Source organism: Corynebacterium sp. ED61 (assembly GCF_015233855.1).
Taxonomy (GTDB): domain Bacteria; phylum Actinomycetota; class Actinomycetes; order Mycobacteriales; family Mycobacteriaceae; genus Corynebacterium; species Corynebacterium dentalis.
Genome location: NZ_JADGIT010000001.1, coordinates 43728 through 62750 on the forward strand (window position 1 = coordinate 43728; position 19023 = coordinate 62750).

Below are 19023 nucleotides of genomic sequence, written 5' to 3' on the forward strand. Positions count from 1 at the left end.
GCCAGCGCAGGGTGTGGAGCGGCGATCAGAAGTCGGCGATGACGAGCTTCTTCATCTGCATCATGTGAGCGAAAGCGTCCGGGCGCTGCACGAGTTCCTCCAAGTTAGCGGGGACGATCTGCCACGCCATTCCAAACTTATCCTTGAGCCACCCGCACTGCTCCGCCTCAGGTTCCGCGCTGAGGGAATCCCACAGGAAGTCGATCTCTTCCTGATCAGCGCAGTTGACCAGCAGCGATACTCCGCCGAAGCCGTGGTCTTGTCCGGAGCCGTTGTCCATGACCACGAACCACTGATCACCGATACGGAACTCGCCGAAGGCCAAGGATCCTTCCTTGGCCTTGCCGGAGGCCTCTGGATATTTAAAGGTGTTGCCCACTTCGGCGTTCTGATTGTTTTCGGTTTCCGTGCGCGCTTCGGAATTCAGCTCGCTGGCGTGGTTGAACAGTTCCACGTAGAGATTCGCAGCCTCTTCCGCACGGTCCTGTGCCGGGCCGTCGAACATCATGGATGGCATGAGGAAAGGACGCGGCTCTCCTTCTGGATTGGTGAGCATCAACTGCCAGTTCACGCCGAACTTGTCCTCGACCCAGCCGTAGTGGGTACTGAAGGGATATTCCCCGAGAGGCATCCGCTCCGTGCCGCCCTGGCACAGCTTGTCCCACAAGGTATCGAGGGCAGCGCGGGCTTTGTCCTTGTCTGCGTCGAACATAAAAGGATCGAAATTGAGCATGAAGGACATGCCAGGGCTGGGGCGGAATTCGTCACCCGCGTTGATGAGGGTCAGGAGGTAACCGTTGATGGTCACGTTGATCGTGACCGGCTGACCAGCGAATTCCTTTTGGAAATCTGGGAGATCCGTCTCCGGGTAGCGAGCCTCGACTACGGAGCTGACCTCGAAGCCGGCGGCGCTGAAGGCTTCTTCGTAGAGTGCAGCGACGGCCTCAGCACTGCGGTTGCACCAAATGTTGGGAACGAGCTTCTGCATGTTTTCCATGGGCTCGAGCATAGGTGGATTTGGCAGAGTGTGAGATGGCTGGGCGTTTAGCGAGAACGTGAGGTGGAGTATCAGATTTTCCTACTATTCCTCAAAACAGGCCTGCCATTTCCCCAAGAAAATGTGGTTCATGAGCCTACGCCAAGCAAGGAATAGTAGGAAAACCTGACGAGCCTGAGTCGGCAACGCACCAGGTCCCCCCGGGAAGTGCCACCCGTTTTACATTTCCGCAGGTCGCAAAATGTGGCGTGAGGTTGTCGTGAGACAAGGACTCTGCGGGTACGAAAAAGACCGTTTAACCTAGTTAAACGGCCTTTTTGTGTGGTGCCCCAGGTGAGACTCGAACTCACACTGGATGGGTTTTGAATCCATTGCCTCTGCCAATTGGGCTACTGGGGCGCTAATGCTTGTAACAGCCTATTGCACCGCCATAGGAAGTTACAAAACACCAGCTAGGAGACTAAGACAGCACCTCGTCGGGATCCACGATTTCAATCTTCATTCCGTTCCTCACCAGACGGTCACGGAACTCGCCGATCATCCGCTTGCCCACGCTGTTGACCTCATCGACCTTCTCCAGATCCACGGTCACATTTTCAGACTCGAAGTCGTGCTCCTGGATGGTGCGCCAGATTTTCTCGCACGCGTTGAAATCGATATCGCCCTGCAGGCGGATGACAGTTCGCTTGCCTTGAGAACCCCCCGAAGTCTGGTCATCTTCCACCGTCGAAATACTGCGCACGGCAACCCGGCCCTGCTTTTCTGGCGCCATCAAATGCAGCCCCATGTCGCGATCCAAGTATTCGAAGACGCGCTTGGCACGCACACTATTGCCTGCCTCGTCCAACTTGGGAGAAAACGCAGCAATGCCCAGACGACCAGGTAGCGTGCCGATAATCCCTCCGGACACCCCAGACTTCGCTGGCAAGCCGACGGATGCCATCCACCGTCCGGCAGCGTTGTACATGCCAGCACTAGCCATGACCGCCTGTACTTGGATCGCAACTCGCCGGCTGCACACCTGCTTGTGCGTCCTAGGCTGAACTCCCCCATTAGCCAACGTCGCGGCCATCATGGCCAAGTCGGACACAGTGACCATTATGGAGCACTGCTTGACGTAGCTGACAATCGCGTCTTCTGCAGAATCCTGAATCATCCCGTAGCTGCGGAGCATGTAGGCCAGCGACATATTTCGGTCTGAAGTCTCAAGCTCGGAATCACAGGTATCGCTATCAATCCGGAGCTGCCGCCCGGCCAGATCTGAGAAGAATTCGAGGATCTTATTCACTCGGTCCTCCACAGACGACTCTTCACCATTGATCAGCTGGTTCACCGTGATCGCACCCGCGTTGATCATCGGGTTCATGGGCCGCTTGGTCGCCTTATCCAAGCTCAGCTCGTTGAATGCCTCGCCGGAAGGCTCCACGCCAACAAAGCGTGCAACTTCCTCCAGCCCCTCTTCTTTCAGGGCCAAGGCATAGGCGAAAGGCTTAGACAATGACTGGATGGTGAATTCTCGCTCCGAGTCCCCCTCTCGGAGACCCTCGGCGTACACCTGCCCCTCATTGGTACAGAAAGCAACCGCAAAAGGCTCCGGATCTGCCGCCGCGAGCTCTGGGATATATGCAGCTACCTCCCCTTCGCTATTGTCCTGCAGCTTCTTCAATAGCTCCCGCAGGTAATCACCGATTACATCGTCTTTCATTCCACTGCCCCTTCTAACGTCAATAGCACTGCCTTATTCTCCACGCCGCCACCGTAGTTACCTATTCCGCCACTAGTTGGGAGCACCCGATGGCACGGCACGATGATGCTCACAGGGTTCTTACCAACCGCAGTGCCCACCGCCCGGGAGGCTCCCTCGTTGTGCAACGCTGCGGCAATATCCCCGTATGTCACGGTCTGTCCTGCCGGAATCTTCTCCAGCTCGGACCACACAGACTTCTGCCACTGCGTGCCCCGCAACTCATACGTCACAGTGAAAACCTCACGCTCGCCCGCAAAGTATTCATCCAGTTCGGACTGGAGCTGCACCCACAGCGGAACCGCGCTGGCGTCGTCGAAAAAACAAGATTCGGAAGGCGCCAACGGTTGGCCTGCAAACCACAGCCCCACGAGCACATCCCCATCCCTCTCCGCGATCATTTTTCCGCGCGGAGAGTTGAGCAGGGCGAGGTGAGTATTATTCATAAGCTCCTATATACTTTCCGCATGATAAACAGCGTTTCCCGCCGCATGCTGAAGGCGACCATCGCTTTGAGCCTAACCACGGTGCTGGCCGCGTGTGTAACCAACGAGGAACTCGGCAATCCAGAGGGATGGGAAAAGGTCCAGCCCGCGAAAAATGAAGCGCTGGCGAAGCTCGTCCCCGAACCCATCGCGCAGCGCGGAACCCTCGCCGTGGGCGCCAACACCCCGTACGCCCCGGCGCAGTTCAAGAACTCCCAAGGCCAGATCATTGGCTACGAAGTCGACCTCATTAGTGCCGCCGCGGCTGTTCTCGGACTCAAGGTGGACATGCGGCAGATGGATTTCAACCTCATCCTCCCCTCCATCTCTGGAGACACGGTGGACGTGGGCGCCTCGTCGTTTACGGATACAGAGGAGCGCCAGGAAAACTACGACTTCGTGGACTTTTTCAATGCTGGAGTCGCCTGGGCCACCCAGCAGGGACGCGAGGGTAGCATCGATCCGGACAATGCCTGTGGCTTGACCGTCGCTGTTCAAAAGGGAACCTATTCCGAAACTGACGAAGTTCAGGGCAAGTCCGAGCAGTGCGTGGCTGAGGGCAAGCCCGCGATCAATAAGATGGTCTTCGCCACCGCGGACTCCGCCGCCACCGCCACGATCCTGAGGAAGGCGGATGCGTACTCTTCGGACTCGCCGGTGATCTCCTACGCCGTGGAGCGCTCAGACGACAAGCTGGCGCAGATCGGCGAGGCCTTTGACACCGCCCCCTTCGGCTGGGCAGTCAAGAAGCAGTCCGAGCTGGGACCAGCGTTGACGGCCGCTCTACAGGAGCTTCTGGAATCCGGCGACTACCAACAGATCCTCCAACCGTGGGGGCTCAAAGAGGGTGCCATCGATACCGTGACCTTCAACTTGGGCCCTGTGCCGAACACCAGCGGTAGCCGCGGCGCGCAAGCCCGTCGCCCTGCTACACCACCTCGACCAGGCTTCCCCCGCAGCGCTTTCGCAGCATCTCGCGGTACGTCACGCCGCACCCGCCGCACGTCCGGTTCTCTTCTGACCATGCAAAGGACTCACGCATGACCTCCTCCCCCGACACCTCCTCAGCCGCGGCCACCCCGGCCACAAAGCGCCGCCCCAAGGAAAACCAAGCCATCCCGCTGCGCCATCCTGGCCGTTGGGTCTTTGCCTCGTTGGTTCTTGTGTTGCTGGGAATTTTTCTTTTCGATGCCGCCAGCCGCGAGGCCTATCACTGGGATACCTACTTCAAGTACATCCTGGACACTCGCGTTGCCGTGGCTGCTCTGCACACCATCGCTTTGACCATCCTGGCCATGGTGCTGGGAGTGGTGCTGGGCTCGATCGTCGCCGTTCTGCGCATGTCCCCCAACCCGGTGCTGCAGGGAGTGTCCTGGCTGTACCTGTGGATATTCCGCGGCACGCCGGTGTATGTGCAGCTGGTGTTCTGGGGTCTACTGGGCGCTGTCTACCAGGTGGTGAACTTGGGCGTGACTGAGGTGGACTTGCAGGATGTTCTTCAGAATGCTTTCTTGCTGGCCGTCTTGGGCTTGGGCCTCAACGAAGCTGCCTACATGGCCGAAATCGTCCGCGCCGGAATCCAAGCCGTTCCGGAAGGCCAATCCGAGGCCTCCAAGGCGCTGGGCATGACGTGGTGGCAGAACATGCGCCGTACCGTATTGCCGCAGGCCATGCGTATCATCATTCCACCCACGGGCAACGAGCTGATTTCCTTGCTGAAGACCACCTCGCTAGTCATCGCTATCCCTTACACCGGCGAGCTCTATGGACGCAGCACGGATATCTCCAACAGCATCTTCCAGCCCGTGCCGCTGTTGATGGTCGCGGCCACGTGGTACCTGCTGATCACCAGCGTTTTGATGGTTGGCCAGCACTACCTGGAGCGCTACTTCTCCCGTGGTTCTTCCCGCCAGCTGTCCGCCCGTCAGCTCGCTGTTTTGACCGACGCCGAGGGTGTGCCACCGCGCAACGTGACCGTCGAAAACAACCAGCGTTCCCACGGACAGTCCTAGACAGAAGCGACAAAGGACAAGCACTGATGACTAACTCTTCACAGCCCACTGTTGCGGGCTCTGCCGTACCCATGATCGCCATCAAGGACATGTGGAAGCGCTATGGTCGCCTCGACGTGCTCAAGGGCATCGACCTCGTGGTGCCTCGCGGCTCGGTGACCTGCTTGATCGGGCCTTCGGGCTCCGGCAAGTCCACCCTGCTGCGCTGCGTCAATCACCTGGAGCAAATCAACTCTGGCCGCGTCGAGGTAGACGGCGAGCTGATTGGTTACAAGGAAAAGGACGGAAAGCTCTACGAGATTTCCGAAAAGGACGCGGCCAAGCAGCGCTTAGAGATAGGCATGGTGTTCCAACACTTTAATCTGTTCACACACCGCACTGTGCTGGAAAACATCATCGAGGCGCCCATCCAGGTCAAGGGCGAGTCCAAGGCAGAGGCCACTAAGCACGCGCGAGAGCTGCTGGAGCGGGTGGGCTTGGCGTCGAAAGAAAACGCTTACCCCATCCAGCTCTCTGGCGGGCAGCAACAGCGCGTGGCGATTGCCCGCGCGCTGGCGATGCGTCCAAAGCTGATGCTGTTCGACGAGCCCACCTCTGCGCTGGATCCTGAGCTGGTAGGCGAGGTACTGGGCGTGATGCGCAAACTGGCCGACGAGGGCATGACCATGCTGGTGGTTACCCACGAGATGGGCTTTGCGCGCGAGGTCGCGGATACCGTCGTGTTCATGGACGGCGGCGTGGTGGTGGAAAGCGGTCCTGCCGGCGAGGTCATCACAAACCCGCAGCAGGAACGCACGCAGGAATTCCTCTCCAGCCTGCTCTAGAACCAACAAAAGGAGCTTAAGGCTGCACCTGCACGTGCCACGGCACGCGCGGGGAGCCCGGATCGTCCTGAACCTGGCGCAGCAGTGGTTCCTTGGGGTCCTTCTCTCGCACGGTCAACAACTCTGCGAAGTGCATGGTGAGCCCAGAGATGGAGCCCATGCCGTAGTGGCGAACGTCCACCTTGATTTCCGTACCTTCGGGGGCATCGTCGCTGTCTGGGTCACTTTCTTCACCGAACCGCTCCACCCACGTGGTGACCAATTCGGGATCCGGAACAAGGCCGGTGGTGACGTCCAGATCAGCGTCTAGGTCATCTCCCAGAGCGGCTACGAGGTTGCGGAAATCGTCCTCGATGAACTCCAGCTGGCTAGGTTTCGCGAGAATGCGGAATGTGATGCTTGGCATGCCTCAATTTGTACACCACGGCCCATTGCGCGTTTTCTCCCCGTCCGCATGCCCTCATTTACCGAGCTGCAATTTCTCCTGGGTTATATTTGAGGGGTGATTGGTTCATCTTCGCATCTCCCCGCCCCCGTCCCGCCGCTGACGACACTGCCGGACGGAACGATCAAGCAGGTCAACCCGTTTACGGGCATGGAAGTGTGGACGGTCCCCGGCCGGGCGAACCGCCCGTTGTCTGTCCACACCGTGGAGGCCAAGGAGATCACGGACCGCGATAGCACCTGTGCCTTCGGCAATGACCGCAAGTGGGACACTCCTCCGGAAAAGGCGCGCCTTGTCCTGGATGAGGACGAGAAGCCGCGGATCTTGCGGGGAGTCAAGGCCAGCCAGCTGGAGGACACGAATCCCCTGTTCCGCCGGGTTGCCAATCTCTTCGAGATCCTGACCTACGAATACTGGGCGCTGAACTACGGCCACACCATTACCGCCGCAGCCGCGAAGCACAAGGTGGATTACCTCTCGGAAGAAGAGGGCCAGCAGCACGTGGAGCAGATTCTGCGCGTGAAGATGGAAGCCGCTGGGCACTCGCCAGAGGAGATCGACGAGCTCTTCTCCGAGGAGCGCCGCATGCAGACGCTGCAGGAGAAGTCTGACAGCTTGTTCGCGGGTGGCCACGATGTCATCATCGCCCGGGATCACTACGTCCCCGGCGCCACCACGACGGATCAGCTGGCCAGCTCCGGCACGTTGAGCTGGCAGGATCACCGGCACTTCATCGCCTTTACCGTCGATGGCATGGATCAGCTGTACCGTTCCAACCGCTATGCGCGCTACGTTGCGGTGTTCCAGAATTGGCTCGCCCCCGCCGGCGCTAGCTTTGATCACCTGCACAAGCAGCTGGTGGCGATCGATGAGCACGGCCTGCAGAACGAGGTGGAGATCGCCCAGGTTCGCCGCAATGCCAACATGTACAACGAGTGGGCGGTGGATTACGCCTCCCGCTTCAACTTGGTGTTGGCGGAAAATGACCACGCGATTGCCTTCGCCGGGTTCGGCCACCGCTTCCCCACCCTCGAGGTCTTCAGCAAGTCCGCCACCACGGAACCTTGGCTGATGTCCGACGAGGAGCGCGACGATGTGGCCGATCTGGTGCATGCCTGCCACATCGCCGCTGGTCCGGACATCCCGTGCAACGAGGAGTGGCTGCACCGTCCCCTGGACGTGGACGTGCCCATGCCGTGGCGCATCGTCATCAAGTGGCGCGTGTCCACGATGGCTGGTTTTGAAGGTGGCACGAAGATCTACATCAACACCATCTCCCCGGGCAATCTCAAGGACCGTGTGCTCCCGGCTCTCATCGAGGCCCGCGAGCAGGGCCGTTTGGCCCCTGGTATTCGCCTCGGCGATGAGTGTAAGTTCGCCCCGAACCAGCTGAAGTACAACCCCGCCATCCGCTAAAGTTAGCGTTCCTTAAGATGGAGGCATGTCTGACTCCATCACCGATGCCCCCTCGTCGTCCCCTTCCTCCCCGTCTTTTTCTTCCGACGCCAGCGCCATAGCCGCGTTCGCTTCTGACCACAGCGTGGATCTGAGCTGGCAGCAGGAGTTCTATCGGTGGATGCACAAGCATCCCGAGCTGTCTTTGCACGAGGAGAAGACTGCGGCCTTTATCGCGGAAAAGCTGGAGGATTTCGACTGCGAGGTCACCACTGGGGTGGGCGGCCACGGCGTGGTTGCGGTGTTTAGCAATCCCCCTGCCAGTGGCGAGTCCTCCACCATCTTGATGCGGGCGGATTTCGATGCTCTACCGGTGACGGAGGATACGGGCCTGGAGTGGGCCTCGGAAAATGAGGGTGTGATGCACGCCTGCGGCCACGATGCACACACCAGCGCACTGATGGGGCTGTGCGCCGTCATGGACGAGTGCCGCGATAAGTGGCAGGGAACGTTCATCGCGCTGTTCCAGCCGGCTGAGGAAGTCACCCGCGGCGCTGGAATGATGATCGAGGATGGGCTCAGCGAAGTCATCCCCACCCCAGACCTGTGCCTGGGCCAGCACATTGTTCCGGGCAAGGCAGGCACCGTGATGTCTGCTCCCGGGCCGGTACTTGCCGCCTGCGATACGATCACCGTCACGCTGCACGGCAAGTCTGCGCACGGTTCCCAGCCGCACGAATCGTTGGATCCCACGTACCTGGCGGCGATGATCGTGGTGCGTTTACAGGGCATCGTGGGCCGCGAAGTCTCCCCAGAGGACTTCGCGGTGATTACCGTGGGAACACTGAGCTCGGGTCACACCAACAACACCATTCCGGAGACCGCCACCCTGGTGCTGAACTGCCGTTTCTACGACACCTCCGTGCGAGACAAGACGTATGCCGCGATCGAGCGTGTGATCAAGGGGGAGTGCATCGCCTCCGGATGCACCAAGGATCCGGAGATCGAGTTCTCCGCTCATGGCGAGCTGACGGACAATTCCCCGTCTGTCTTCGAGACTGTGCGTCCCGTGTTCGATGCCACGTTCGGCGATGCGTCCATCGACGCAGACCGGTGGACGGCCTCGGAGGACTTCTCGGAGATCCCTCGGCACTTCAACGTGCCCTATCTGTTCTGGACTGTCGGTGCCACAGACCCACAGGTCTGGGCCGATGGAACCGACGTACCTGGCAATCACAGCCCCCAGTTCGCCCCCGCCCGCGGAACTGTGGAAGCTGCCACCACGGCCGCCGTTGCGGCTGTGCTGACATACATGTGGCGCTAACTAAAAAGTTAGCGCCACATCGGAACAGATCCCGGAACTACTTGCTGTGCTCTTGGCCCAGCAAGTGCACCTGAATCATGTTGGTGTTGCCGGCGATTCCTGGAGGGGATCCGGCCACCACGACCATCATGTCGTCATAGTTGTACTCATCCATGGACAGCAGAGCCTCGTCCAAGGAGCGAATCATCTTGTCAGTGCTGGACACGTCCCCCACGAGGAAAGTCTCCGCACCCCAGGTCAGTGCCAGCTGAGAACGCACGGCCTGCGACGGCGTGAACACCAGCAGCGGCAACCGCGAGCGCAAGCGCGCCACGCGCTTGGCCGTATCGCCGGTGGAAGTGAATGCCACCAAAGCGCGCGCGTTCAAGCGCTCGCCGATGTCCTTGGCTGCATAAGAGATCACACCACGACGGGTGCGCGGGCGGTGACTCAGCGGCGGAACGTCGCCATCGATCTCCGCTGCCGTGACGATGCGAGCCATGGTCTGCACCGTGGTGATCGGGTGCTTACCCACGGAGGTCTCGCCGGAGAGCATCACGGCATCCGCACCATCCAGCACAGCGTTGGCCACGTCCGATGCCTCCGCACGAGTGGGACGAGAATTCTCAATCATGGAATCCAGCATCTGGGTAGCCACGATCACCGGCTTGGCGTTCTCACGAGCAATCTGGATAGCCCGCTTCTGCACCAGCGGAACATCCTCCAGTGGAACCTCCACGCCGAGGTCACCGCGTGCCACCATCACGGCGTCAAACGCGAGAATGACCGGTTCCAACGCATCCACGGCTTCCGGCTTCTCCAGCTTGGCGATCACGGGAACGCGGCGGCCAACCTCGTCCATGATCTCGTGGACCAACTCCACATCCGCTGGGGAACGCACGAAGGACAGCGCGATGAAGTCCACACCCAGACGCAGGGCGAAGCGCAGGTCCGTCTTGTCCTTCTCGCTGAGGGCGGGAACGGAGATGTTCATGCCCGGCAGGGATACGCCCTTGTTGTTGGACACGGGGCCACCTTCGGTGACCTCGCAGACCACGTCGTTGCCGTCTACTTCCTTACAGACCAGGGCGACTTTGCCGTCGTCCACCAGGAGGCGGTCGCCGGGGCGCGCGTCGCGGGCAAGGCCCTTGTAGGTGGTGGAGACGCGGTCGTGGGTGCCCTGCACGTCGTCGACGGTGATGCGGACGGTCTCGCCGGTGGCCCAGACAGTGGCGCCTTCGGTGAAACGGCCGAGGCGAATCTTCGGGCCCTGCAGGTCGGCGAGGATGCCTACTGCGTGTCCGGTCTTGTCGGAGGCCTCACGAACCCACTTGTAGTTTTGCTCGTGATCGGCGTGATCGCCGTGTGAGAAGTTGAGGCGAGCGACATCCATTCCGGATTCCACAAGTCCCAAAATATTGTCTTGCGAGGCCACTGCGGGCCCCAGGGTGCACACGATCTTGGTTCTTCTGTTCACCCCATTGAGGATACAGCAGGGCTATTGAGTCTTCAGACCAGTGTCGGGGTCTCGGCGCACCTTGCGGGTGATCGCCACAAATACCGCCACGGCCGCGGCGAAGACCACCGCAGAGACCACCACGTTGATGCGCACTTCGCCGAAGATCATCGTGGCGGGATCGGTGCGCAGCATCTCGATGAAGAAGCGCCCCAGCGTGTAGCCCGCTACGTAGAGCGCGAAGACTCGACCGTGGCTGAGCTTGAAGCGCCGATCCGCCCACACCAGCAGCACGCAGATCAGCAGGTTCCACACGATCTCGTAGAGGAAGGTGGGTTGCACCACGGCGATGACCTCGCCCGTGGAGCGCCCGTTGATGGGCGATTCGACGCCAGCTTCCGTCACCCTGCGGTAGATCTCCAAGGCCCATGGGGAATCCGATGGTCCGCCGTAGAGTTCCTGGTTAAACCAGTTTCCGAGGCGGCCAATGGCCTGCGCCAGAATAATCGTGGGCGCCACGGCATCCGCAAAAGGAGCCAGTGGGACTTTCTTGATCTTGAATAGCACCCATACGGCCAGGGTGCCCAGAATGATTGCTCCCCAAATGCCCAGGCCACCGTTGGTGATCTTGAAGACATCCATGGGGTTCTTGCCGGGACCGAAGTACCGGTGCCAGTCCGTGATGACGTGGTACAGGCGGCCACCGATGATGCCCGCGGGCACCGCTACCAGCAGCGCATCCACTACGACTTCTGGGTCTCCGCCCCGCTTGGCGTAACGCGCCCGGGACCAGAAGTAGGCCACCACCACGCCGGTGAGGATGCACAGCGCGTAGGCGCGCAGCGGGATCGGGCCCAAATGCCACACGCCCTGCGGTGGCGATGGAATGTTGGCGAGAATCATCTGGTCCATGGGTTAGACGTTTCCTCGCACTCCCGCGGCCAACTCTTCTGCCAGATCGGCCAAGCGACCGTCTTCGGCGGCCTGGATCAGCGCGGAACCCACGATCACTCCATCGGCGTATTCGGCGATGGAGGCCGCCTGCTCGCCGCTGCGCACGCCCAGCCCCACGGCCACGGGAAGGTCGGTGACCTCACGAGTGCGGGCCACAAGCTCTTCCGCGGACGAGGCCACGGACTCCTGTGCGCCAGTGACACCCATGTGGGAGGCAGCGTAGATGAAACCGCCGCCCGCGTTGACGGTGGATTCCAGCCGCTGTGGGGTGGTCGAAGGCGCCACGAGGTAGACCGGATCCAGGTCGTTGACCTCACAGGCCTTAGCCCAGCGCTCGGCCTCTTCTGGAAGCAAGTCAGGGATGATACTTCCCAAACCGCCAGCTTCGGCCAGTTCCTCTGCCATCTTCTCCGGCCCGTACTGCAGCACGGGGTTCCAGTAGGTCATGATCACGGCGTTGCCACCGGCCTCGGTGATCTTGCGCACGACCTCGATGGTGTCTTTGACTCGGAAGCCGTTGTCCAGTGCTACGTCCGCGGCGTGCTGGATGGTCGGGCCGTCCATCATCGGGTCGGTGAATGGGATGCCCACCTCAATGAGGTCCGCGTGCTGCGCCAGCGTTTCCACCAGCTCGATGGATCCGCTGAGGGTGGGGAATCCTGCGGGCAGGTATCCCACGAAAGCTGCGCGGCCTTCTGCCTTGGCGTCCGTGAACACCTTGGCCAAACGTGAACTCTGCGACCGTGCCATTAGTTCTGATCCTCCTTGAGCTTCATGCCGAACCACTTGGCTGCGGAATCCACGTCCTTATCGCCACGACCGGACAGATTGATGATGATGCGTGCGCCTGGTTCGCGTTCTGCCACCTTGATGGCCGCTGCCACGCCGTGTGCGGATTCGATCGCGGGGATGATTCCTTCGGTTTCGCACAGCGCCTTGAATGCGTCCATGGCCTCCGTGTCCGTGACCGGCAGGTATTCTGCGCGTCCGGCTTCGTGGAGTGCGGAGTGTTCTGGTCCGACGCCAGGGTAATCCAGGCCTGCAGAGATGGAGTGGGACTCCACGATCTGTCCGTCTTCGTTTTGCATCAGGTCCGCATACGAGCCTTGGAAGACTCCCTTGCGGCCTACGTTGATGGGGGCTGCGTGCCGGCCGGTCTCTACTCCGTCGCCGGCAGCCTCAGCGCCGATGATCTTCACGCCTTCATCTTCGATGAACGCGTGGAATAGGCCGATGGCGTTAGAACCGCCGCCGACACAGGCCACCACGGCATCTGGAAGTTGGCCAGTTTCCGCCTGGAACTGCTGGCGTGCCTCTACTCCGATCACCCGCTGCAAATCGCGCACCATCTGTGGGAAGGGGTGCGGACCGGCGGCGGTGCCGAAGCAGTAGTAGGTGTCATCAGCATTGGAGACCCAAAAGCGCATGGCCTCGTTGATCGCGTCCTTGAGGGTGCGGGAGCCAATGGTGACCACTTCCACCGTGGCGCCCAGCAGGCGCATGCGGGCGATGTTGAGTGCCTGTCGCAGCGCGTCCACCTCACCCATGTAGACCTTGCACTCGATGCCCATCAAGGCACAGGCGGTGGCGGTGGCCACGCCGTGCTGGCCGGCCCCGGTTTCTGCGATAACCTGGGTCTTGCCCATGCGCTTGGCCAGCAGAACTTGGCCCAACACGTTGTTGATCTTGTGGGAACCGGTGTGGTTCAGATCTTCGCGCTTGAGCCATACGTCCGCGCCGACTCGCTGAGAGAAGCGCTCAGCGTGGTACAGCGGTGAGGGGCGGCCGGAGTACGTGCGGTGCAGTTCATCGAGCTCACGCAGGTAGGCAGGATCCGCCTTCGCTTTGCCCCAAGCATCGGTGATCTCATCGATCACGGCCATCAGGGCTTCTGGAATATAGCGCCCGCCGTAATCGCCCCAGTGTCCCCGCGTATCGGGCTCGTGGTGCGTGGCAGTGGCTAGAATCTCGCCCGCAGTTGGCAGGGCATTACCCTGTGCATCGGAATTCTTAGCGTGCTTAATCTTGTCCTCGCTATTCACCCGATCTACATTACCGCCACCCGGGACAGCGCTCACGCTCGGCTTATCTAGAACCTCGGGGCTAGCACTTCTTCGGGCAGGACGGGTGCTGGCCAGCCACAACCAACTCGTGGCACTTCTTACCCGGATCCTCGGCAGTCACCAGGCCTTCGCCGATCAAGATGGCATCAGCGCCTGCTCCTGCGTAGGCCAGAAGATCGTGCTTGTTCTGCACGCCGGACTCGGCAATCTTGATGACGTCGTTGGGGAGCCCCGGGGCAATACGGGAAAATACGCCGTTGTCCACTTCCAGGGTCTTCAGGTTGCGAGCATTCACGCCAATCACCTTGGCACCGGCCTGCACGGCTCGCTCGGCTTCTTCCTCGGTGTGAACCTCCACCAAGGCGGTCATGCCCAAAGATTCCGTGCGATCCAGCAGGCTTTCCAACCGACGCTGATCCAAGGCCGCCACGATCAGCAGGATGACATCCGCGCCGTGGGCTCGGGCCTCGTGAATCTGGTACGGATTTACCATGAAATCCTTACGCAGCAATGGGATTTCGACGTTGCGTCGAACAGCATCAAAATCAGCCAGAGACCCCTTGAACCGGCGCTGCTCGGTCAAGCAACTGATGACCGAGGCTCCAGCTTCCTCGTAGGCAGCGGCCAGCACTTCTGGCTCAGGAATGTCAGCCAGATCGCCCTTGGATGGGCTGGCACGCTTGACCTCAGCGATGACAGACACGCACTTGTTGGCCAGCGCGGCATAAGCATCGATGGCTGGTGGCGCGTCGTAGGACTGTGCCTTGATCTCCTTGTACGGGATCTGGGCTTCTCGGACAGCCTGGTCTTCCAGCACACCCGCGATGATTTGATCAAGAACGCTAGGGGTTGGTGAGGTCATGAACTGTTCCAATCTGTTGAGCAGGTCCGTGGTGCGAAGTCTGGCCTCTGCACGCTGCAGGTTCACACAGCTAGTGAACCTAAGGGTATCGGTCTACTTCCGAGGTTTAAAATCAGCCCTTGGTCTGGCCGTCGCCCTTGGGCCTGTTCTTCGCCTCACGGTTCGCATCGTTGCGTTCTGCTTCGTCAGCCTCGTCTGCCTCGGTAGGGTCCACACCGGCATCCAGCGCATCCCACAGCACGCGGCTGGAATCCGGGTTGTCTGCGAGATCCTCGTGCACGTGCTCGCGGCGGACCTCCGGGGTGACGTAGCGAGAGTTGGCTTCCGTGCGCTCACCCGGCTGCATGGCCAGGATCACGCCACCGATGACACCCAGCGCAGCGGCAACGATCGCCAGCAGTACAGGTGCAGTGTGTACTTCCGTCGAGGCCACCTGCGCCCAGTCGGAAATAGTCTCCGGGGCGTTCTGTCGCTGCGTCGCCACACCGGAAACCAGCAGGTCGCGCACGCGCATCAGATCAACGTCCGTGGTCAGCAGGCTGACCGAGCGGAAGCTCGCAGTTCCAGCCAGCAGCACCACCAGCACACCCAAAATACGACGGATCAGCGGCTGCATAGCCAAGCTCAAAATCAAACAAGCCAGCATGGCCAGCGCCAGCGGAGTGGCCGCGGGATCCCAGACGGATCCCACCAAGCTGCGGGAGAATTCGCCGGTCTTGTCGTCGAAAATCTGCGCGGTGACGTACTTCATGCGGCCAGCACCCCACAGCCCGGCGGCAGAAAGAACCACCAAGATCAGTGCCATGCTGCGGTTGCGCTTGGCAACGCTGGTTTGCCCGGCCATTAGCTCAGCTCCGTTTCTGCGGAGCGCATCGTCTCTGCGGCCGCCACTGCGCGCAACACCGCTGCTGCCTTGTTTCGTGTTTCTTCGTCCTCAGCAACCGGATCGGAATCTGCGACGATTCCGCCTCCGGCCTGCACGTACACCGTGCCGTCCTTGTACACGCCCGTACGAATCGCAATGGCTTGGTCTGTGTTGCCGGAGAAGTCGAAGTAGCCGACAGTTCCGCCGTACACGCCACGCCGCGTGTCCTCGAGGCGGTCAATGATGCTCAGAGCACTCGGCTTCGGCGCGCCAGAAAGCGTTCCCGCGGGGAACGTAGCGGCGAAGGCGTCCACAGCAGTCTTGCCCTCCTCCAACTTTCCGCTAACTCCTGAGACCAAGTGCATGATCGCGCTGTAGCGCTCCACGTGACGGAAGTCGTGGACTTCCACGGTTCCTGGAGTGCATACTCGGCCGATGTCGTTGCGTCCCAAGTCCACCAGCATGAGGTGCTCGGAGTTTTCTTTCTCGTCGTTGCCCAATTCCTTTTCGAACTGCACGTCTTCCTCGTAAGACGCTCCGCGAGGACGTGACCCGGCGATGGGGAACGTGGTCACCTCTCCAGACTTGACCTGTACCAACGATTCCGGAGACGAGCCGATCACGTGGAACGCAGTATCGGTGAAATCCTCGGTGGGAACGTTTAGCAGGAACATGTACGGACTGGGGTTGGCCACGCGCAGCATGCGGTAGATGTCCAGAGGTGCCGCGGAGGTGTCCATTTCGAAGCGCTGCGAGAGTACCACTTGGAAGGCATCGCCGGCGCGGACGTGTTCCTTGACTTCCTCGATGCGGGAGAGGTGATCGTCCATGGTCCTCTGCCGACGGACCTGTGGTTCCGGGGTGGAAAATGTGTCGACGCCACCAGTGTCGCCCGAGTTGAGTCTCTCCACCATTTCATCGATCTTGCCTACTGCTTCGTTGTAGGCTTCGTCGACTCGGGCATCTGAGTTATCCCAGTTGACCACGGTCGAGATGAGCCAGATCGCACCCTCGTGGTGGTCCACGGCGGCCATGCCGTCTACCAGCAACTGGAGCATGTCCGGCACGTCGAGATCGTTGTCGCAGGTATCCGGCAGATCCTCGATGTAGCGGATCATGTCAAAGCTCATGAAGCCGACTAGGCCGCTGGTCAGCGGAGGCAGCCCCTCGATGGGTGCAGTGTGCAGAGCGCTGAGAGTCTCCCGGATGGCATCCAGTGGGTCCACGTTGTCTGGCATGTCCACGGGAGGCTCACCAATCCAGCGCGCTGCCGAATCCTTAGCGGTCAGGGCACAGCGTGCGCCTGTGCCGATGTACGACCAGCGATCCCACGATTGTCCTTGCGCGGCGGATTCCAGCAAGAAGGTTCCGGGGCGCCCTTCGGCCAGCTTGCGGTAGGCGCTCAGTGCGGTCTGGCCATCTGCCAGAACTTTACGGACAACGGGCACTACGCGGTGGTTGGTCGCCAGAGCGCGGAATGTCTCGCGGGAGGTCATGAAAGCTTCAGACATGGGTTCCATTGTGCACCAACTACACAGGCGCTAGAGAATCCGGTCTGCGTCGAAACAGGTGCGCGTGCCAGTGTGGCAGGCGGCACCTACCTGGTTGACGTGCACCAGGATCGTGTCCGCATCGCAGTCCAGCCGGACCGAGGTGACTTCCTGAGTGTGTCCGGAGGTCTCGCCCTTGATCCAGTACTCCTGCCGGGAGCGGGACCAATAGGTGCCCTTCTTGGTAGCCAGCGTGTGAGCCAGGGCGTGATCATTCATCCACGCCATCATCAGCACGTCGTTGGTATCCGCGTCTTGGACGATGGCTGGCACGAGCCCATCTGCGTTGGTCTTCAAGCGGGATGCGATGTCTGGATCCAGCTCATAGTCCGCAGGATTGTTGCTGCTCACAAGCGCACCTCGATGCTTTCGTCCGCCATGGCCTGCTTGACCTCGGGGATAGTGACCTCGCCGAAGTGGAAGATGGAGGCAGCCAATACAGCATCGGCGCCAGCGGCGACGGCCGGTGCGAAGTCGCTGGCCTTGCCAGCACCACCGGAGGCGATGACGGGGATGTTCACGGCCGCGCGTACGGCTTCGAGCATCTCGATGTCGAATCCCTCTTTGGTGCCATCCGCATCCATAGAGTTCAGCAGGATCTCCCCCACGCCCAGCTCTTCGCCGCGGCGAGCCCATTCGATAGCGTCGATTCCCGTGCCCTTGGTGCCACCGTGCGTGGTCACCTCGTAAGCACCAGGCTCGCCTTCGGGCAAGCGCCGAGCGTCTACGGACAAAACGATGCACTGCGCGCCGAAGCGCTCGGACAGCTCGCGCAGCAGCTCCGGCCGCGCGATGGCAGAGGAGTTCACGGAGACTTTGTCCGCGCCTGCGCGCAGCAGGGCGTCCACGTCATCGGCGCTGCGCACGCCGCCGCCCACGGTCAGTGGGATGAAGATTTGGTCGGCGGTGCGTCGCACGACCTCCAGGATGGTGCCGCGTCCTTCTTTCGACGCCGACACATCCAAAAAGGTCAGCTCATCTGCACCTTCAGCGTCATACCGAGCCGCGAGTTCTACGGGGTCACCGGCATCGCGGAGTCCCTGGAAGTTTACGCCCTTGACTACCCGTCCTTCTTTGACGTCCAGGCACGGGATGACTCGAGTGGTGACGCTCAATTGATGCCTCCTCGGTCGCGGATTTCTTGAGCGGTGCGTGCGGCAGTGCCGATGGGAACGGCCTGAATGTGCTGCAGCAAAGTGGCGTGCACCTCTGGCTCACCGGCGACCAAACCGGAGACGCCTGGGCGCCACGGGTTTCCAGCGAAGTCGGTGGCCACTCCCCCGTTTTCCTGCACGGCAAGGATGCCCGCGGCGTTGTCCCACAGGTTCGGGCTGAAAGTCACGGTGCCGCCGAACACTCCGGCGGCGGTGAAGGCCAAGTCGATGCCCACGGAACCCGTCACACGCATGCGTGGGTAGGACTTGCCGATTTCGTTGAGCATGTCCTGGCGGTAGCTGATGGGCAGGTTGCCGCGGCGCTGCGAGAGGATGGAGCCGAAGCTGATCTGCGTCACACCGGGATCTGACGGTGGCAACGGGCGGGCAGGCATGCCGTCCACCAGCAATCCGTGCCCCCGACGGGCAGAAATACGGCGTCCTAGCAGCGGCATCTCCGTGACAGACAGTTGTGTCTCGCCTTTGTGGACCAGTGCCAGCAGGATGCAGGCAAAGGGATTGCCTACCGCGTAGTTGGCGGTGCCATCAATGGGATCGACCACCCAGTAGGTCTCTGGCTCGATGTCTTCCTGCACGGTGTTCGCGCGGGGACCGTCGATGCCATCGGCCTTGTCTTGGTTCGGGTAGCGCTCCTGTGGCATTTCGCCAGGGATCTCACCGGGAAGAACCGTGCCGAATTCCTCGCCGTGCACGGGCAGGCCGGTGTATTGGCTCAGTAGCGTGCGCAGCTGGCGCTCCACAGAGAGATCCGCCTCGGTGGCGAAGTCTCCGGGAGACTTGATGATCTCTGGCTCCGCACCCACAGCTGCGGAAAAGGTAGATTCGGCTTCATCCACGGCAGCTTCGGCGATAGCCAGCAGCGTGCGCGTATCTAGCTGGTCGCTGTTGTCCAT

General features: G+C 60.9%; 19 protein-coding genes and 1 tRNA gene. 5 read left to right on the forward strand and 15 right to left on the reverse strand.

Annotated elements, in window-relative coordinates:
- Positions 1–25 precede the first annotated feature (25 nt).
- The 4 genes from IM764_RS00175 to IM764_RS00190 form a co-directional block, all read right to left on the reverse strand.
- Positions 26–997: a VOC family protein gene (locus IM764_RS00175; RefSeq protein WP_228073182.1), complete on the reverse strand. Its 972-nt coding sequence runs from the start codon at positions 995–997 to the stop codon at positions 26–28.
- Positions 998–1319: 322 nt separating this feature from the next.
- Positions 1320–1396 (reverse strand) — tRNA-Leu (locus IM764_RS00180).
- Between the two features lie 61 nt (positions 1397–1457).
- A complete protein-coding gene (locus IM764_RS00185; protein ID WP_194186452.1) occupies positions 1458–2702 on the reverse strand; it encodes a glutaminase in 1245 nt (414 codons plus the stop codon).
- Entirely contained in the window at positions 2699–3187 is a 489-nt protein-coding gene (locus IM764_RS00190; RefSeq protein ID WP_228073183.1) for a methylated-DNA--[protein]-cysteine S-methyltransferase, read from the reverse strand. The genes IM764_RS00185 and IM764_RS00190 overlap by 4 nt, the downstream gene beginning before the upstream one ends.
- A 21-nt stretch (positions 3188–3208) precedes the next feature.
- On the opposite strand from IM764_RS00190, the gene IM764_RS00195 reads away from it, so the two are divergent.
- The 3 genes from IM764_RS00195 to IM764_RS00205 are packed head-to-tail and all read left to right on the forward strand — an operon-like array spanning position 3209 to position 6062.
- Positions 3209–4270 carry an ABC transporter substrate-binding protein gene (locus IM764_RS00195; protein ID WP_194186453.1) on the forward strand — a complete coding sequence of 354 codons (1062 nt, stop codon included), beginning with the start codon at positions 3209–3211 and terminating at the stop codon, positions 4268–4270.
- Positions 4267–5238 (forward strand): amino acid ABC transporter permease, encoded by a 972-nt coding sequence (locus tag IM764_RS00200; RefSeq protein WP_194186454.1) that lies wholly within the window; start codon positions 4267–4269, stop codon positions 5236–5238. The genes IM764_RS00195 and IM764_RS00200 overlap by 4 nt, the downstream gene beginning before the upstream one ends.
- Positions 5239–5264: 26 nt before the next feature.
- Positions 5265–6062 (forward strand): amino acid ABC transporter ATP-binding protein, encoded by a 798-nt coding sequence (locus IM764_RS00205; protein ID WP_304503313.1) that lies wholly within the window; start codon positions 5265–5267, stop codon positions 6060–6062.
- Between the two features lie 16 nt (positions 6063–6078).
- On the opposite strand, the gene IM764_RS00210 is transcribed toward IM764_RS00205, so the two are convergent.
- Positions 6079–6468, reverse strand: a complete 390-nt coding sequence (locus tag IM764_RS00210) for a hypothetical protein (protein ID WP_194186455.1) — start codon at positions 6466–6468, stop codon at positions 6079–6081.
- 96 nt (positions 6469–6564) lie between these two features.
- On the opposite strand from IM764_RS00210, the gene IM764_RS00215 reads away from it, so the two are divergent.
- The gene (locus IM764_RS00215) at positions 6565–7923 is read left to right on the forward strand and encodes a DUF4921 family protein (RefSeq protein ID WP_194186456.1); all 1359 of its coding nucleotides are present in this window, start codon (positions 6565–6567) and stop codon (positions 7921–7923) included.
- Between the two features lie 25 nt (positions 7924–7948).
- Positions 7949–9226 carry an amidohydrolase gene (locus IM764_RS00220; protein ID WP_194186457.1) on the forward strand — a complete coding sequence of 426 codons (1278 nt, stop codon included), beginning with the start codon at positions 7949–7951 and terminating at the stop codon, positions 9224–9226.
- 37 nt (positions 9227–9263) lie between these two features.
- On the opposite strand, the gene pyk is transcribed toward IM764_RS00220, so the two are convergent.
- From pyk to IM764_RS00270, 10 genes are all read right to left on the reverse strand, one after another.
- The gene (pyk, locus tag IM764_RS00225; RefSeq protein WP_194186458.1) at positions 9264–10682 is read right to left on the reverse strand and encodes a pyruvate kinase; all 1419 of its coding nucleotides are present in this window, start codon (positions 10680–10682) and stop codon (positions 9264–9266) included.
- Positions 10683–10703: 21 nt separating this feature from the next.
- Complete coding sequence (gene lgt / locus IM764_RS00230; protein WP_194186459.1) at positions 10704–11573, reverse strand: prolipoprotein diacylglyceryl transferase; 870 nt, start codon at positions 11571–11573, stop codon at positions 10704–10706.
- A 3-nt stretch (positions 11574–11576) separates the two neighbouring features.
- A complete protein-coding gene (trpA, locus tag IM764_RS00235) occupies positions 11577–12365 on the reverse strand; it encodes a tryptophan synthase subunit alpha (RefSeq protein WP_194186460.1) in 789 nt (262 codons plus the stop codon).
- Complete coding sequence (trpB, locus tag IM764_RS00240) at positions 12365–13657, reverse strand: tryptophan synthase subunit beta (RefSeq protein WP_370551491.1); 1293 nt, start codon at positions 13655–13657, stop codon at positions 12365–12367. Before trpB ends, trpA begins: the two co-directional genes overlap by 1 nt.
- A gap of 61 nt (positions 13658–13718) precedes the next feature.
- A complete protein-coding gene (gene trpC, locus IM764_RS00245; RefSeq protein WP_194186461.1) occupies positions 13719–14540 on the reverse strand; it encodes an indole-3-glycerol phosphate synthase TrpC in 822 nt (273 codons plus the stop codon).
- A gap of 112 nt (positions 14541–14652) precedes the next feature.
- Positions 14653–15384, reverse strand: a complete 732-nt coding sequence (locus IM764_RS00250) for a TIGR02234 family membrane protein (RefSeq protein ID WP_194186462.1) — start codon at positions 15382–15384, stop codon at positions 14653–14655.
- Positions 15384–16916, reverse strand: coding sequence for an anthranilate synthase component I (locus IM764_RS00255; RefSeq protein WP_194186463.1), 1533 nt, complete (start codon positions 16914–16916; stop codon positions 15384–15386). Before IM764_RS00255 ends, IM764_RS00250 begins: the two co-directional genes overlap by 1 nt.
- A gap of 30 nt (positions 16917–16946) precedes the next feature.
- The gene (gene hisI, locus IM764_RS00260) at positions 16947–17306 is read right to left on the reverse strand and encodes a phosphoribosyl-AMP cyclohydrolase (protein ID WP_194186464.1); all 360 of its coding nucleotides are present in this window, start codon (positions 17304–17306) and stop codon (positions 16947–16949) included.
- A complete protein-coding gene (hisF, locus tag IM764_RS00265; protein WP_194186465.1) occupies positions 17303–18070 on the reverse strand; it encodes an imidazole glycerol phosphate synthase subunit HisF in 768 nt (255 codons plus the stop codon). Before hisF ends, hisI begins: the two co-directional genes overlap by 4 nt.
- On the reverse strand, positions 18067–19023 hold the full coding sequence (locus IM764_RS00270; protein WP_099298916.1) for an inositol monophosphatase: 957 nt from the start codon (positions 19021–19023) through the stop codon (positions 18067–18069). The genes hisF and IM764_RS00270 overlap by 4 nt, the downstream gene beginning before the upstream one ends.